Annotated in this window: 10 protein-coding genes and 1 tRNA gene; 7 read left to right on the top strand and 4 right to left on the bottom strand. The window is 44.5% G+C overall.

Translation table 11 applies throughout. The features are described 5' to 3' along the window. Positions 1–44: 44 nt before the first annotated feature. On the bottom strand, positions 45–1211 hold the full coding sequence (locus tag R8806_RS03620) for a FecR family protein (RefSeq protein ID WP_124316866.1): 1167 nt from the start codon (positions 1209–1211) through the stop codon (positions 45–47). A 279-nt stretch (positions 1212–1490) separates the two neighbouring features. On the opposite strand from R8806_RS03620, the gene R8806_RS03615 reads away from it, so the two are divergent. The 5 genes from R8806_RS03615 (at position 1491) to R8806_RS03595 (ending at position 8201) form a co-directional block, all read left to right on the top strand. Continuing rightward, positions 1491–4040, top strand: a complete 2550-nt coding sequence (locus tag R8806_RS03615; protein WP_229782890.1) for a S9 family peptidase — start codon at positions 1491–1493, stop codon at positions 4038–4040. A gap of 94 nt (positions 4041–4134) precedes the next feature. Next, positions 4135–4602 (top strand): CYTH domain-containing protein, encoded by a 468-nt coding sequence (locus R8806_RS03610; RefSeq protein ID WP_124317730.1) that lies wholly within the window; start codon positions 4135–4137, stop codon positions 4600–4602. Between the two features lie 31 nt (positions 4603–4633). Beyond that, on the top strand, positions 4634–5818 hold the full coding sequence (locus R8806_RS03605) for an MFS transporter (protein ID WP_124317729.1): 1185 nt from the start codon (positions 4634–4636) through the stop codon (positions 5816–5818). 110 nt (positions 5819–5928) lie between these two features. Further along, positions 5929–7959 carry a transketolase family protein gene (locus tag R8806_RS03600; protein ID WP_183312849.1) on the top strand — a complete coding sequence of 677 codons (2031 nt, stop codon included), beginning with the start codon at positions 5929–5931 and terminating at the stop codon, positions 7957–7959. 169 nt (positions 7960–8128) lie between these two features. Beyond that, positions 8129–8201 (top strand) — tRNA-Met (locus R8806_RS03595). 269 nt (positions 8202–8470) lie between these two features. On the opposite strand, the gene R8806_RS03590 is transcribed toward R8806_RS03595, so the two are convergent. The 3 genes from R8806_RS03590 to R8806_RS03580 all read right to left on the bottom strand — a co-directional run bounded on the left by R8806_RS03590 (position 8471) and on the right by R8806_RS03580 (position 10653). Continuing rightward, positions 8471–8998, bottom strand: a complete 528-nt coding sequence (locus R8806_RS03590) for a GNAT family N-acetyltransferase (protein WP_124317728.1) — start codon at positions 8996–8998, stop codon at positions 8471–8473. Between the two features lie 17 nt (positions 8999–9015). After that, the gene (locus R8806_RS03585; RefSeq protein ID WP_124317727.1) at positions 9016–9939 is read right to left on the bottom strand and encodes an EamA family transporter; all 924 of its coding nucleotides are present in this window, start codon (positions 9937–9939) and stop codon (positions 9016–9018) included. Positions 9940–10086: 147 nt separating this feature from the next. Then, the gene (locus R8806_RS03580) at positions 10087–10653 is read right to left on the bottom strand and encodes a Crp/Fnr family transcriptional regulator (RefSeq protein WP_124317726.1); all 567 of its coding nucleotides are present in this window, start codon (positions 10651–10653) and stop codon (positions 10087–10089) included. A 205-nt stretch (positions 10654–10858) separates the two neighbouring features. Between R8806_RS03580 and R8806_RS03575 the strand changes: the two genes are divergently transcribed. Together R8806_RS03575 and R8806_RS03570 are read left to right on the top strand one after the other, a co-directional pair. Further along, positions 10859–12034, top strand: coding sequence for an efflux RND transporter periplasmic adaptor subunit (locus tag R8806_RS03575; protein WP_164719743.1), 1176 nt, complete (start codon positions 10859–10861; stop codon positions 12032–12034). A 40-nt stretch (positions 12035–12074) separates the two neighbouring features. Then, the gene (locus R8806_RS03570; protein WP_124317474.1) at positions 12075–15248 is read left to right on the top strand and encodes an efflux RND transporter permease subunit; all 3174 of its coding nucleotides are present in this window, start codon (positions 12075–12077) and stop codon (positions 15246–15248) included. Positions 15249–15250 lie beyond the last annotated feature (2 nt).

Below are 15250 nucleotides of genomic sequence, written 5' to 3'. Positions count from 1 at the left end.
ACAGGGAGTGAAATACGAAAAGTAGTGTTAGCAGCGCTACTTTTTTATTTTACAATAACCGTGTTATCTTTTATTTCAAATTGTACTTCTCCGGTTTTACCGATTAATTCTAATACTTGAGTAAATTCTTCGTGTTTTTTCATGTTCAAAGAGAATTGGTATGAACGCAATTCATCCCGACTATAGAATACATCAATGTTATACCATCGTCCCAAGTCGGTCAGGATTTTTTCCAACGGACAATTATCATACACCAAACGTCCGTCCGCCCATGCCAAGTACAAATCGACATCCACGTCCCGAACTTCCAACCCCATCGTTGATTTATTAAACAACACTTGTTTATTCGGAACAAGTTTCACACTTTTACCTTCCACCCTTACCGTTACTTGACCACTTTCCAACGTGGTTTGTATATCCTTTTCGTCTTTATATGCCCGAACACCGAAAGTAGTTCCGGTAACCAGCACTTCCAATTCTCCGGCTGTCACGACAAAAGGATGTTCCGTATTTTTCGCCACCTTAAAATAGGCTTCACCGGTTAAATACACCTTACGCTCCTTACCCTGAAATTTCACGGGAAAACTTAACGTTGATTCCGAATTTAAATAGATCATCGTACCATCTGATAGCGTAAGTAAATATTCTCCACCCCGTGGAATCTCCAACGTGTGAAAAATTTCCGTCGTGTCGGGAGAATCAATATCCCTGTATTTTAAAGATCTGGCGCTAACCAATAATAAACTGTCACTCTGAGCCAGATCAGAACGTAACACCTCGTTTTCCAGATCAACTTTACGCCCATCGGGTAAAATCAAAACGGCCCGGGAACCGGGAACTTGCACCTCATTCTTAGCTATCGGAAGAATTTCGGTTTGTTCTTTATCCCCGGAAAAATAAAAAACACCTCCCACGCTTAATATTAATACAATAGCAGCCGCATACGGGAACCATTTTATCTTCCGAACAGATCGACCGGATCGTGCTCTCTGTTGGAGTTGCCACCATCCTCTCTCCTCCTCTTCTTCCGTTTTCACGAAACGGGAAATACTTTTTTCCACGTGTTCGCTTGACAACATTCGTTGAAAAAGTTCTTCATGCCTCGGGGAAACCGATCTCCATTCGTTCAGTTCTTTTTCCTGCACATTGTCCGTCATTCCCTGTATATGCAGGAAAATCAACCGGGCTATATGTTCTTCTTTGCTTAACATCTTTTTTGGCTTTTATACTAAAGCGATTTGGGGTGCGTTTGGTGTAATAAAAAAATCACTTTTTTTCTCACTTTTTTATTATCATCTCTGTATTTGCAAGTTAGCCTCTTCGTTTTCTGGCAATAGATGTCGAACAGATACAAAAGCATCTATTTATAAATCATTGATTTACAAGAAAGATATTTATAACAGTCCAAAAGATACAATCAACAGGGTTACAAGTTAAAATATAATCCATATTTTCGCGAAAGAGAATTCAAATGATCAAAACACAATAAAATGAGAAAACTATTATTTTTATTCATGCTGATCTGTACCATGCAGTTACACGGGCAGACAGTCAGGGAATGGATGGGATTACCTCCCGTCCCGGTAGAGTTTCCGGCTTTCGGGGACATGAAAAACGTGGAAAACAAAATATTTTCCCAAGCGGATTTATTAACTCTTTCCACGTTTAATATCGAAAACCTAACCCCTGCCGTGGGCGAACAAGAACTACAATATCACTCTCTCACTTGGGAAACTGCAACCGTGAATGATAACATTGTTATTTCCCAAAATAAAAGTATCGTTCCGGCAATCGGATTATATGCCGTTTACGTCGAAAACACGCAATGGATGAGCGGGAAACTGCAATTTTCATTTTATGGGAATGCCGAAGTTTACGTGGATGGAGTGAAAAAAATCACGTATACCAGCCACAAGGGAACCGAAGCAGTAAACCAAGAATGTACCCTGCAATGGGTTCCGGGAAAACACTCCATCATCGTGAAAAGTTTGCAAACGAAAGAAAGCGACAAACTATTTTCAGCTCAATTTATTGCAGATCCCGATTTCAAGGATACCCCGGTGGAATTTACCTTATCCCCCAAACGTGGGAAAAATATACTGGACGTGCTGAACGGTCCCAGAATCGGAGGAATTCAGGTTTCTCCCAGCGGAAAATACCTGATCATGGCAGAAGGTGAGATTATAAAAGGTAAAAGCAGTTCCATAACGAACGTGTACAGAATTGCTGACAAAGAGATCGTGTACACGTTCTACGGCAACAATGTCAGTAACTTGACTTGGATACCCGGAGAAGACAAGTTGTCTTACCTGATAAAAGAAGGAACGGGAAACTCCCTATACACCTACGACATCGAACAACAAAAGATGGAACGCTTGTTCCGGGACGATCAGACGATCAGTTCTTTCTCGTGGTCACCGGACCGGAGTTATCTTATCTATTACAAAAATGAGAATTACACCCCGAAAGAATGGGAACTCCGCAAACTCGACGGGATCGAAGATCGACAGGCTTATTATCGCAATCGGTATTTCTTATGCAAATATGATTTGGCAACGGGCATACATACTCGCTTAACTTGGGGAAACCAAACGACTTCCATCATGGACATCAGTCACGATGGTAACCAAATTTTAATCAGCACCGGACGACCGGATTATAACGAATACCCGTACCGGAAACAATCTGTCTACCTGTTGAATGCCCGCACGAATCAACTTGACACGCTTTGGAAAGACCGTCTGGTTGACATTCAATGTGTCTTTTCTCCCGATGATTCAAAATTATTAATTGCCGGAGCGGCTGACGCTTTCGGACAAATCGGGGTAAAGATTGCTAAAGGACAGATCGTGAACGGATACGACACGCAGCTATACATTTATGACTTAAATTCCAAAGAAGTAACTCCGATTACAAAAGATTTCAATCCTGCAGTCTCCAACTACATCTGGCATACCGACGGGAATATTTATATCGTGGCCGGGGATACCGATTACGTTTACTTGTTCCGGTATGGGAAAGACGGGAAAATCACGAGAATAGAATGTCCGGGTGATCTCGTACAAAAGATCAGTTTGGCTCAAAACGGAAATACCGGGATCTACACTGCCTCAGACGAGAGTTACCCGACGCGGGTCTATACCTTGGACTTGGCAACCCTCAATGCACAGGAATGGGCCGATCCGCAAGGTGAACAATACAAAAATATAGAATTCGGACAAGTAAAAGACTGGGACTACAATTACAAGAAAGGAACCACGATAGACGGACGCTATTATCTTCCGGCAAATTTCGATCCCAAGAAAAAATACCCGATGATCGTGTATTACTACGGGGGAACAACCCCGGTAGAAAGGACTTTCGGAGGAAGATGGCCATTCAATCTATACGCTGCGAATGGATATATTGTATATGTGATGCAACCCTCTGGTGCGACCGGGTTCGGACAAGAATTTTCAGCCCGTCATCAAAACAACTGGGGTAAAATCACGGCAGACGAAATCATTGCCTGCACGAAAGCATTCTTGAAAGCACATCCTTTCGTGGATGCACAACGTGTCGGATGCATGGGAGCCTCTTACGGTGGATTCACAACCATGTACCTGCAAACCCGCACGGACATCTTCGCTTGTGCCATTTCACATGCCGGAATTTCCTCCATTTCCAGTTACTGGGGTGAAGGCTACTGGGGATATAGTTACAGCACGAACGCATCGGCTCATGCTTTCCCGTGGAATCGAAAGGACATCTACGTGGATCAAAGCCCGCTATTCAACGCTGACAAGGTAAAAACCCCCATGCTTTTGTTGCACGGTACGGCCGATGTAAACGTACCCACGGGTGAAAGTATCCAGTTCTACACCGCGCTGAAACTCTTGGGCAAAGACGTGGAACTCGTATTAATCAAGAATGCAGATCATGCCGTCGTGGATTACAACCAACGAATCATCTGGGGTAACACCATCATGGCTTATTTTGCCAAATACCTGAAAGGTGAACCCGCTTGGTGGGAAAATATGTACAAGGACAAGAACTTATAAATAGTTTAGAATTTAGAGTTTAGAGTTTAAAGTGAATACTATAATATCCCGCCTTAAACTCTAAACTTTAAATTCTAAACTCTAAACTTAAAAAATGGCTCAAGAAATTGAACGTAAATTCTTAGTGAAAGGAGATTTCAAACCGGAAGCATACCAATCGATCCGCATCACACAAGGATACCTCTCTTCCGTACCGGAACGTACTGTCCGAGTACGAATCAAAGGAGAGCAGGGATTTCTCACGATCAAGGGGAAAGGGAATCACTCCGGAATCAGCCGTTATGAATGGGAAAAAGAAATTACTTTAAACGAAGCGGAAGAATTGCTACAGCTCTGCGAACCCGGTGTTATCGACAAAATCCGTTATCTTGTTAAATCCGGAAAACATACCTTCGAGGTGGATGAATTTCATGGGGAGAATGAAGGATTAGTCATGGCAGAGATTGAATTGGAAACAGAAAATGAGAATTTCACGAAACCTGCGTGGCTTGATAAAGAGGTGACCGGAGACAATCGGTATTATAACGCCATGTTGACAAAATATCCTTACACGAAGTGGTAAATATTCTGATTTCAATGCTTATTTTTGCGGCATGAAACAGACACTTAAAGAAAACGGTGGTTTACCGGCCTCCATCTTGTGGACGTTAGCTATTGTAGCCGGAATATCCGTCGCCAATTTATATTATAACCAGCCTTTGCTGAACATGATACGTCAAGATCTGAACGTATCGGAATTTCATACCAACTTGATTGCCATGATAACCCAGATCGGGTACGCGATAGGATTACTCTTTATCGTTCCATTGGGAGACTTGTTTCAACGGAAAAAGATCATCATTATCAACTTTTCCCTACTGATCCTCTCCCTTTTAACCATAGCCATGGCCCCCTCGATCAACGTAATTCTAGGAGCCTCACTAGTGACAGGTATCTGTTCCATGGTCCCGCAAATCTTTATCCCGATAGCCTCACAATTCTCCCGACCCGAACACAAGGGGCGTAACGTGGGAATCGTGGTGTCGGGGCTTTTAACCGGAATTCTGGCCTCACGGGTAGTCAGCGGGCTTGTGGGAGAAATATTCGGGTGGAGAGAAATGTACTATATTGCAGCCGTTCTCATGTTACTCTGCTCTGTGGTAGTTATGAAAGTCCTACCGGATATTCAACCTAATTTCCAAGGTAAATACAGCGAACTGATGAAATCCCTCTTCTCGTTATTGAAAACCTATCCGCAAGTGCGCCTCTACCCTATTCGTGCCGGTTTATGTTTCGGTTCATTTCTAACGCTATGGTCCTGTCTGGCATTCAAAATGGGACAAACTCCCTTTCATGCCGGGAGTAATATTATCGGGATGTTAGGATTATGTGGTATTGCCGGGGCCTTATCTGCCTCACTTGTCGGAAAATACGTGAAACAAGTGGGTGTCCAACGTTTTAACTTCATCGGTTGCGGGTTAATTCTCCTCTCTTGGTCAATCCTTTATACCGGACAAAACTCGTACATTGCCATTATTGCAGGCATCATCCTGATTGACATCGGGATGCAATGTATCCAGATCAGTAACCAGACCTCTTTGTTCGAACTTTGCCCTTCCGCCTCCAACCGGGTAAACACGATCTTTATGACGACCTATTTCATCGGAGGCTCCTTGGGGACCTTTCTTGCCGGAACCTGCTGGCATTGGTTCGGATGGGCCGGAGTCGCGGGAATCGGCAGCGTGTTAGCAACAACTTCCCTACTGATCACGGCCTGTAACCGGGAAAAAACGGTGTAGATTCATGATCGACATACCCATCACGCTTTTAATTTTTAGATACTTTGATTTCCCGACAGAAAAGCATACCTTTGCCGAAAATTTAAAATTTTCATCAAAAAAATATAGGCATGGATAAGATCCTTAATCGAGCAGCGGACAACATCCGCATCCTTTCAGCTTCTATGGTTGAAAAAGCCAAATCAGGGCATCCGGGAGGTGCAATGGGTGGCGCTGATTACATTAACGTGTTGTATTCTCAATTCTTGAATTTCGATCCGGATGATATGACATGGGCAAACCGGGACCGTTTCTTCCTTGACCCCGGACATATGTCCCCGATGTTGTATTCTATGTTGAGCCTGATCGGCACGTATAGCATGGAAGACTTGAAAAACTTCCGTCAATGGGGAAGTGTAACCCCCGGACACCCGGAGGTGGACTTCAAACGAGGCGTGGAAAACACCTCCGGTCCTCTCGGTCAAGGTCATGCCATGGCTGTCGGAGCTGCTATAGCAGAGCGTTTTCTGGTAGCTCGTTTCGGAGAATGGATGGCCCACAAAACGTACGCTTTTATCTCTGACGGTGGCATACAGGAAGAGATTTCACAAGGAGCCGGACGTATTGCCGGAACATTGGGATTATCCAACCTGATCATGTTCTATGATGCAAACGAAGTGCAGTTATCTACCCGTGTAAATGAAGTAACTCACGAGGATACCGCGGCCAAATATCAGGCTTGGGGCTGGAACGTGATCACGATCAACGGGAACAACGCTGACGAGATCATCAAAGCATTACAAGCCGCCAATGCCGAAAAAGAACGTCCGACATTGATTATCGGTAAAACCTTGATGGGTAAAGGTGCCATGGGTGCTAACGGGGAAGATTTCTCCGACAAAGTTTCCACTCACGGACAACCCTTAACCGGGGCCGGGGCTTCTATCGAAAAGACGATTGAAAACTTGGGTGGCGATCCGCAAAACCCCTTCACGATCTTCCCGGAAGTAGCCGAGTTCTACGCTAAAGTACTTGATGAAAAACGGGCTTACGCCAAAGCTAAAAAAGCAGAGCAGGCAGCTTGGGAAAAAGCAAACCCGGAATTAGCAGCCAAACTGCACAAATTCTTATCCGGTAAAGCTCCCGAAATTGACTATAAAGCAATTCAACATAAAGCAAACATTGCCACACGTGCCGCCTCGGCTGACGTGCTGGTAGCCTTGGCTCAACAGGTAGAGAACATGATCGTTTCTTCTGCCGACTTGAGTAATTCTGACAAGACCGACGGATTTATCAAAGGTGGAGCCCGCAACCTCGTGAAAGGAGATTTCAGCGGGGCATTCTTCCAAGCCGGAGTTGCAGAGTTGACCATGGCTGTAATCTGTAACGGTATCGCTCTTCACGGGGGTATCTTCGTGGCTTGCGGAACCTTTTTCGTGTTCTCCGACTACATGAAACCTGCCGTACGTTTGGCTGCGTTGATGGAAGTTCCGGTGAAATACGTTTGGTCTCACGATGCCTTCCGCGTGGGAGAAGACGGACCGACTCACCAACCGATCGAACATGAAGCCCAATTGCGTTTGATGGAGAAATTAGAGAATCATTCCGGAAAGATGAGTTTGTTGGCTTTGCGTCCTGCCGATGCAGCCGAGACTTCCGTTGCTTGGAAGATGGCAATGGAAAACACCTCCACCCCTACCGCTTTGATCCTGTCCAGACAAAACATCACGGATCTTCCGGGAACAGATCGTTATGACGAGGCTTTACAAGCGGAAAAAGGTGCTTACGTGGTATGCAAAACCGGAGAGAACCCGGATGTCGTGTTAGTTGCTTCCGGTTCTGAAGTTTCTACTTTGGTGGAAGGAGCCAAACTTCTTCAGGAACGGAAAGGAATCACCGCACAGATCGTGTCCGTGATCTCTGAAGGTTTGTTCCGTCACCAGCCACAAGCATACCAAGAACAAGTTATCCCGGCTAACAAACCGAAATACGGACTGACAGCAGGTTTATCTGTTACCTTGGAAGGTTTGGTTGGTTGCAATGGCCGTATTCACGGTGTAAACCACTTCGGATACTCAGCCCCTGCCAAAGTATTGGATGAGAAATTCGGATTCACCGGAGAATGTGTATTCAACGAAGTATGTGAAATGTTAGGAAAGTAATTTTCTAACACGCTAAATATCAAACGGGAGTAACGATGGTTGCTCCCGTTTTTCTTTCCTTTCATGACAACTAATTTTATTTATTCTAAAAAAAGAAGGAAATACTTGCATACACGATAAATATGTACTATCTTTGCAGACGCAAAACAGAAGATGTTTTGACTAATATTGCGGGATGGAGCAGTTGGTAGCTCGTTGGGCTCATAACCCAAAGGTCGTCTGTTCGAGTCAGGCTCCCGCTACAAAATAAGGATCGAGAAATCGATCCTTATCTTTTTTCCTCCCTCCCCTTATAGTAAACTTAATTTTCAGCCGCCCCTTCTCTATCCTTACACTAAAACACCAAGGGAATACAGACACGACACTAACATAGCATATACATACACCAATGTTCATGCTATGTACTTGATGTGTTCATGCTATGTTCGTGATCAAAGGAAAGGATAGTTTAACTTTAGCGAAAGTGTAGGTTATCATTAAATAAGTAGCACGCCTAAAGAAAGTTTCATTATTATCGATTTTCCCTATAAGCCACCTGTTTTATCCGCTCTATGAACTCCTGTAAACGATCGGATTTCCGGTTCCCCATAATCCAAAGATTACCGACTTCAATGTCTTCATCGTAAGAAGGTTGCATGTACGTCTTGTCGAGAATCTCATACCCGTTACGACGATAGTAATTCACCCGGCGAGTGGTCATCTCATCCGTGGTCGGTTCCACTTCCAACAATCGCGTATCGTCTAAATGTTCCGCGATATAATCCAACACCTGTTGCCCGACTTTCAGATTACGCATTGGGGTGAAAACGGCTAAATGTTCAAGGTAATAAAAATCCCGCATATCCCAGTAGATAAATAAACCGGCCAAAACACCATCCGTCTCTATGGCATTAAAATGCATCTCTGTTTTTTCTCGAATCAACCGTTCCAATTGCTTGATATTTCGCCTCTCCTCTTCCGGGAAAGCCTCCTTATAGAGTGGGATAAGTTTTTGTAAACGAATATCTGTCGGCTCCGTTATTCTAATCAAATTTACCATAACACGAATCTTTAATTTTATTTTCTTATTTTCATAAATGCCGGGATCAAACGTTTCATAGAAAAATGTCCCGGATGACTGGACAGGATCACGATGAACACGGCTACCAGCACGATAACAACTCCCAGTATCTGCCCCAACCCGAAACGTTCTCCCAAAAACAAAACTCCCATACTTACTGCCGTCAAGGGTTCCATACACCCCATTATAGCAGCCGTGGTTGATCCCACGTGTTGTATTGCCAATATTAACGTTAAATCGGACACAAGAGTTGGGATTAAAGACAGCAAAAAGATATGCACCACGGCATTCGCATTCGGCATCATATCCAATCCCTGCCCTTTTAACAGAATGTTGGCTCCAAAGATGATTGTACAACAAAATAACATATAAAAGGTCATTTTTAATCCATCCATGTGCTGTATACAGGATTTATTTACCCCGACGATATATATGGCATAAGTCACCACGGTCGACAGTACCATGAAAAGTCCTTTCAAACTCGTCACTCCTTCCCCTTCACCACTGCTTAATAAATAGACTCCCAGAATAGCCAGTACCGTGGCAATGATTACCGAGAGTGATATTTTATCTTTGAAAAAAGCAATCATGATAGCGGTAACCAACACCGGATAAAGAAAATGAATCGTTGTGGCCACCCCACTAGGAATGTACAGGTAAGATGCTGTCAGAAAAAGTGAAGTAGAGGCATACGCTCCTCCTAACAGGAACATCGTTCCAAACTCCTTTAAAGTTATCCGAAGATCCACACGCCGTAAAAGCAAATAGGCACCCACGACCACCGCGGAAATGGCAAAACGATAAAACAATACGGAGTCCAATCCCACCCCCTCTTGCATTGCCGGAAGGGCAAACAATGGAATCAACCCGAACGTGGATGATGAAATCATCGCTAATAATACACCTTTCAACTGCCGCATTTTATTTTCTGCTTTTTAAATTAACGGCCCCAAAGGTCTGTAAAATTCCCGACTTTTCAATTTACATATGTAAAAAATAGTATCGAGTCAAAACATGATAAAATTAAGAAACATTGGATTTGTACAATCAGAATTTAAAATCTAAAATTACTGAATTCCCGCCCTGATCCTACTTAACGACACTTGAGAAATTCCCAAAAATGATGCGATATGACGAAGTGGAACCTTCTTAAGAATTTCCGGTTCCCGTTCAACCAATAAATGATAACGTTCCGAGGCCGACATGAAATAACGTTCCATGAATAATTTCTCGAATTTCAATATAATCCCGTCAGACATCCGTCGTCCCCAATTTGCCAGTTCAATATTGGAATCAAATAAACGATTTAATGTTTCGTTTGATATTTTCAACAGGTCACATTCTTCCAGCAGCTCCACGTTCTCGTACCCGGCAGTTGAAAACATATACCCGTTCATGGACAAAAGGGACATACCCTCGGAGGCAAACCAGATCGTAATATCCTTATCCTCCTTATGGAAAAATCCTCGGGCAAATCCTTTTATTACAAAATAAGTATATTTTGCAACCGTTCCCTCCCGCATCAATAATTCTCCTTTAGGAAGAACAACTCTTTCCGTGTGACCGAACAATAAACGAACGGTTTCATCCGATAACGGGTAAGCCTCCCTTATTTTCTTTATAAAAACCTCCATGATCCAAACCTTTTCGGCAAAGATAATGTAAAATTGAGCAGAAACTTAAAATTAACTGCTCACATGTATAATTTTTCTATAAAAGAAATAAAATCTACATTTCTATTTACAATTTTGGTATACCTTTTGTCTATTCGACTCTGTGTCGCCTTTTATAAGGCGTTTTTAAAGTTATACACGAATACAATTAATTAAAATCTAGCATATGAAAATTAAAAAGTCAATGATTATTTTGTCTCAAAGATTGATTGTTATTATGTTAGGAACTGCTCTTTTTGCCTGCGAAAACAAGCAGGCAGGACACCAAGCGGGAGTTCCTGAATATGCAGTCATCACGATTGAGCCCAGCGTATCAAAGTTGAATAATTCTTATCCGGCAACAATCAAGGGATGTCAGGACGTTGAGATTCGTCCGAACGTGAGTGGATTCATCACGAAGTTATGCGTGGATGAGGGTTCGGTAGTAAAGAAAGGTCAAACGCTGTTTGTTATTGACCCCGTACAATACGAGGAAGCCGTGAACGTGGCCCGTGCAGCTGTTAAGGTTGCAGAAGCAGGAGTTGCAACAGCGGCGCTCACCGCCGAGAATAAAAAAATGCTGGCGCAAAAAAACATTATCAGCCAGTACGAATTACAAACGGCAGAAAACACATTAGCACAACAGAAAGCTAATTTGGCCCAAGCTGAAGCCCAGTTAATCAACGCTGAAAAAAACCTGTCCTACACGCAAGTTTCCAGCCCCGCGGATGGAGTTATCGGAAAGATACCCTATCGTGTCGGTAGTCTCGTTAGCCCCAGTATGGCAACACCGTTAACCACGGTATCAGACAATTCCAAGATGTTCGTTTATTTCTCCATGAACGAGAAAGACCTTCTCAAACTAACCCGTCAAAGCAACGGGGCTACCCAAGGAGTATTAAACCAGATGCCGGCAGTGGAATTACAATTGGTTGACGGCTCAATCTATTCCGAAAAAGGCAAGATAGAAACGTTAAGCGGGGTAATTGATCAAACGACGGGTTCTGCCAGCGTGCGTGCCACCTTCCCTAACCCGAACGGGATCTTGCGTAGCGGTGGATCAGGAGTTATCCTGTTGCCGGAGGAATCAGACAACGCAATCATTATTCCCCAAAAGGCAACTTCGGAAATCCAAGATAAGAAATTCGCTTTCGTTGTAACAGACAGTTCTGTTGTAAAAACCCGAGAGATCACCATACTACCCATTAACGACGGGAAAAACTATGTTGTCACCTCCGGGCTAAACATCGGGGACCGCATCGTGGTTGAAGGAGTGGGAACATCCGTGAGAGACGGTATGTCCATCAAAGCAATCACCCCGGCTGAATCGGCAGCCAAACGCCAACAGGCAATCGCCCGATAATGGAAGAACATGAACAAATGACTTTGAATGAATTAAGATTATGAAATTAGATAATTTTATTAAACGTCCCGTTCTCTCCACGGTGATTTCCATTATCATCGTGATCTTGGGTATTCTGGGGTTGGTTTCCATCCCCGTCACGCAATACCCGGACATCGCCCCCCCTACCGTTCGGGTAAGCACGTCTTACACCGGAGCAAACGCGGAAACGGTGCTAAACAGCGTGATAGCTCCGTTGGAAGAGCAAATCAATGGTGTGGAAAACATGATGTACATGACTTCTACCGCTACCAACACGGGAGACGCCTCCATCGAGGTATATTTTAAACAAGGAACAGACCCGGACATGGCCGCGGTAAACGTGCAAAACCGCGTGGCCAAAGCGCAAGGATTCCTGCCTGCCGAAGTTACCCAAGTGGGAGTAATCACCAGCAAGCGTCAAACCAGTATGTTGCTAGGTTTTACCGTTTACAGCACGGATGACCGGTTTGATCAGACGTTCCTTCAAAACTACATGAAGATTAACTTGATTCCGCAAATCCAACGTGTTCCCGGTGTGGGTGACGTGATGGCATTTGGAGCGGACTACTCCATGCGTATCTGGTTAAAACCCGACGTGATGGCACAATACAAGTTAATGCCTTCCGATATTACGGCTGCACTGGCAGAACAAAACATCGAGGCCGCTCCCGGACAATTCGGGGAAAGTGGCGATCAATCGTTCCAGTATATCATGAAATACAAAGGACGTCTCCAGACGACAGAGGAATTCGAGGATATAATCATCCGGGCCACTTCCGACGGAGAAATTTTACGGCTGAAAGACGTTGCCCGCATCGAACTGGGCGGATTAAGCTACGGTTATTCGAACAACGCAAACGGTCACCCCGGAGTCACCAGTATGATCTTCCAGACAGCGGGTTCCAATGCCACGCAAATCATCAAAGACATCGAAGCATTGTTGGAAGATGTTTCCAAAGACTTCCCTCCCGGTGTTGAATACAGTATATTACTTAGTGCCAATGACTTCCTGTACGCCTCTATCCACGAGGTGTTGAAAACTTTGATCGAAGCATTTATCCTTGTGTTCCTCGTTGTATTTATCTTCCTGCAAGACTTCCGGTCCACGTTGATTCCCGCCATAGCGATTCCGGTTGCTTTGATCGGTACGTTCTTTGTGCTTTACCTGATCGGGTTCAGCATGAACTTGCTAACACTTTGCGCCCTCGTGCTGGCTATCGCAATCGTGGTCGATGATGCCATCGTGGTGGTTGAGGCCGTGCACGCGAAACTGGATCAAGGGTATAAATCCCCGCTTAAAGCGTCTATTGATGCCATGAGCGAAATTTCCGGAGCGATCGTGTCCATCACCCTCGTGATGATGGCCGTATTCATCCCCGTGAGCTTCATCACCGGTACTTCCGGTACATTCTACCGTCAGTTCGGTTTGACAATGGCAGTTTCCATCGGTTTGTCCGCCATCAACGCTTTGACATTAAGTCCCGCATTGTGTGCCATTTTCTTAAAACCTCACGACAAGAGCGAGGATCACAAGAAAAAAGGACTCATTAACCGGTTCCACGCCGCCTTCAATGCCGCCTACGACGTGACATTGAACAAATACAAGAAAGGGATCAATTTCTTCATCAACCACAAGGTAATCACGTTCGTGACAGTAGTTGCCAGCATGGTGGTCCTTGTATTCCTGATGCAGAAAACCCCGACGGGATTGGTACCTAATGAAGACACGGGAACCTTCTTCGTGATCGTTGACCTCCCACCTGCCACATCATTGGAAACCACGCAAATCGCCTTGGCACAGGTGGACAGTCTAATCGCCAACAATCCAGCTGTTTCCGACCGGACTGAAATTGCCGGGTATAGCTTCATTGCCGGACAAGGTAGTTCTTACGGTACGTTTATCTGCCGTCTGAAACCGTGGGATGAACGAAGCAAAGGCCAAGATGTAAACAGCGTGATCGGACAATTATACATGCAAACCCAAGGATTGATCAAGGATGCACGAGTACTATTGTTCGCCCCACCGATGATTCCGGGATATAGCTTGACGAATGGATTCGAATTCAACCTTCAAGACAAAACAGGCGGTGATTTGAACGAGTTCTTCAACATCACCCAGAACTTTTTGGAAAAACTAAATGCACGTCCGGAAATCGCCGCGGCACGAACTTCATTTAACCCGAATTACCCGCAATACATGGTAGACATTGACGTGGCCAAGTGTAAAGAAGCCGGACTATCCCCCAACGTGTTACTGTCTGCATTGCAGGGATATTACGGAGGTCTATACGCCTCTAACTTTAACCGTTTCGGAAAATTGTACCGTGTCATGATTCAGGCTGATGCCAATTTCCGTGCCAACCCGGAAACCTTAAACCAAATCATGGTTAGAAACGGAAATGAAATGGCACCGATTACCCAATTCGTTACGCTACGCAAGGTATACGGTCCGGATAACATCAAACGTTTCAACATGTTCACGGCCATTAGCGTGAACGGTTCTCCTGCCGACGGATACAGTTCCGGACAAGCCATCAAAGCTATCGAGGAAGTGGCAGCAGAAACATTGCCCACCGGTTTCGGATATGAATTCTCCGGTATGACCCGTGAGGAACAAAGTGCCAGCGGAAGTACAACTGCGTTAATCTTCGTACTCTGTCTCGTGTTCGTGTACCTGTTACTGAGCGCCCAGTACGAAAGCTATATTCTACCATTGGTTGTTATACTTTCCGTACCCTTCGGGTTAATGGGCAGTTTCATATTTGCACAGTTCATGGGTGTTGAAAACAACATCTACATGCAGATTGCCTTGATCATGTTGATCGGTCTATTGGCGAAAAATGCCATCCTGATCACCGAGTTCGCCCTTGAAAGACGTCAGTCCGGAATGAGCATTGTCTCTGCCGCCGTATTGGGTGCTTCCGCCCGTCTCCGTCCGATTTTGATGACCTCTTTGGCCATGGTAATCGGTTTGCTACCGATGATGTTCGCTAGCGGTGTTGGTGCAAACGGTAACAGCACGTTGGGCTCCGGAGCAATTGGTGGTATGTTAATCGGTATGATTTGCCAGATTTTCACGGTACCTGCCATGTTCGTTGCATTCCAATACCTGCAAGAGAAGATTAAACCGATCGAATGGCATGACACGGATAACACGGAACTTGAATCTGAAATAGAACAATACACAAAATAAAG

The organism is Butyricimonas faecihominis (assembly GCF_033096445.1).
Taxonomy (GTDB): Bacteria; Bacteroidota; Bacteroidia; order Bacteroidales; family Marinifilaceae; genus Butyricimonas; species Butyricimonas faecihominis.
This window is presented reverse-complemented; position numbering and strand designations above follow the sequence as displayed.

Excerpts from the sequence above, each read along its gene's own strand:
- R8806_RS03620 (WP_124316866.1), bottom strand. The coding sequence starts at position 1,211 with ATGTTAAGCAAAGAAGAACATATAGCCCGGTTGATTTTCCTGCATATA.
- R8806_RS03615 (WP_229782890.1), top strand. The coding sequence starts at position 1,491 with ATGAGAAAACTATTATTTTTATTCATGCTGATCTGTACCATGCAGTTA.
- R8806_RS03610 (WP_124317730.1), top strand. The coding sequence starts at position 4,135 with ATGGCTCAAGAAATTGAACGTAAATTCTTAGTGAAAGGAGATTTCAAA.
- R8806_RS03605 (WP_124317729.1), top strand. The coding sequence starts at position 4,634 with ATGAAACAGACACTTAAAGAAAACGGTGGTTTACCGGCCTCCATCTTG.
- R8806_RS03600 (WP_183312849.1), top strand. The coding sequence starts at position 5,929 with ATGGATAAGATCCTTAATCGAGCAGCGGACAACATCCGCATCCTTTCA.
- R8806_RS03590 (WP_124317728.1), bottom strand. The coding sequence starts at position 8,998 with ATGGTAAATTTGATTAGAATAACGGAGCCGACAGATATTCGTTTACAA.
- R8806_RS03585 (WP_124317727.1), bottom strand. The coding sequence starts at position 9,939 with ATGCGGCAGTTGAAAGGTGTATTATTAGCGATGATTTCATCATCCACG.
- R8806_RS03580 (WP_124317726.1), bottom strand. The coding sequence starts at position 10,653 with ATGGAGGTTTTTATAAAGAAAATAAGGGAGGCTTACCCGTTATCGGAT.
- R8806_RS03575 (WP_164719743.1), top strand. The coding sequence starts at position 10,859 with ATGAAAATTAAAAAGTCAATGATTATTTTGTCTCAAAGATTGATTGTT.
- R8806_RS03570 (WP_124317474.1), top strand. The coding sequence starts at position 12,075 with ATGAAATTAGATAATTTTATTAAACGTCCCGTTCTCTCCACGGTGATT.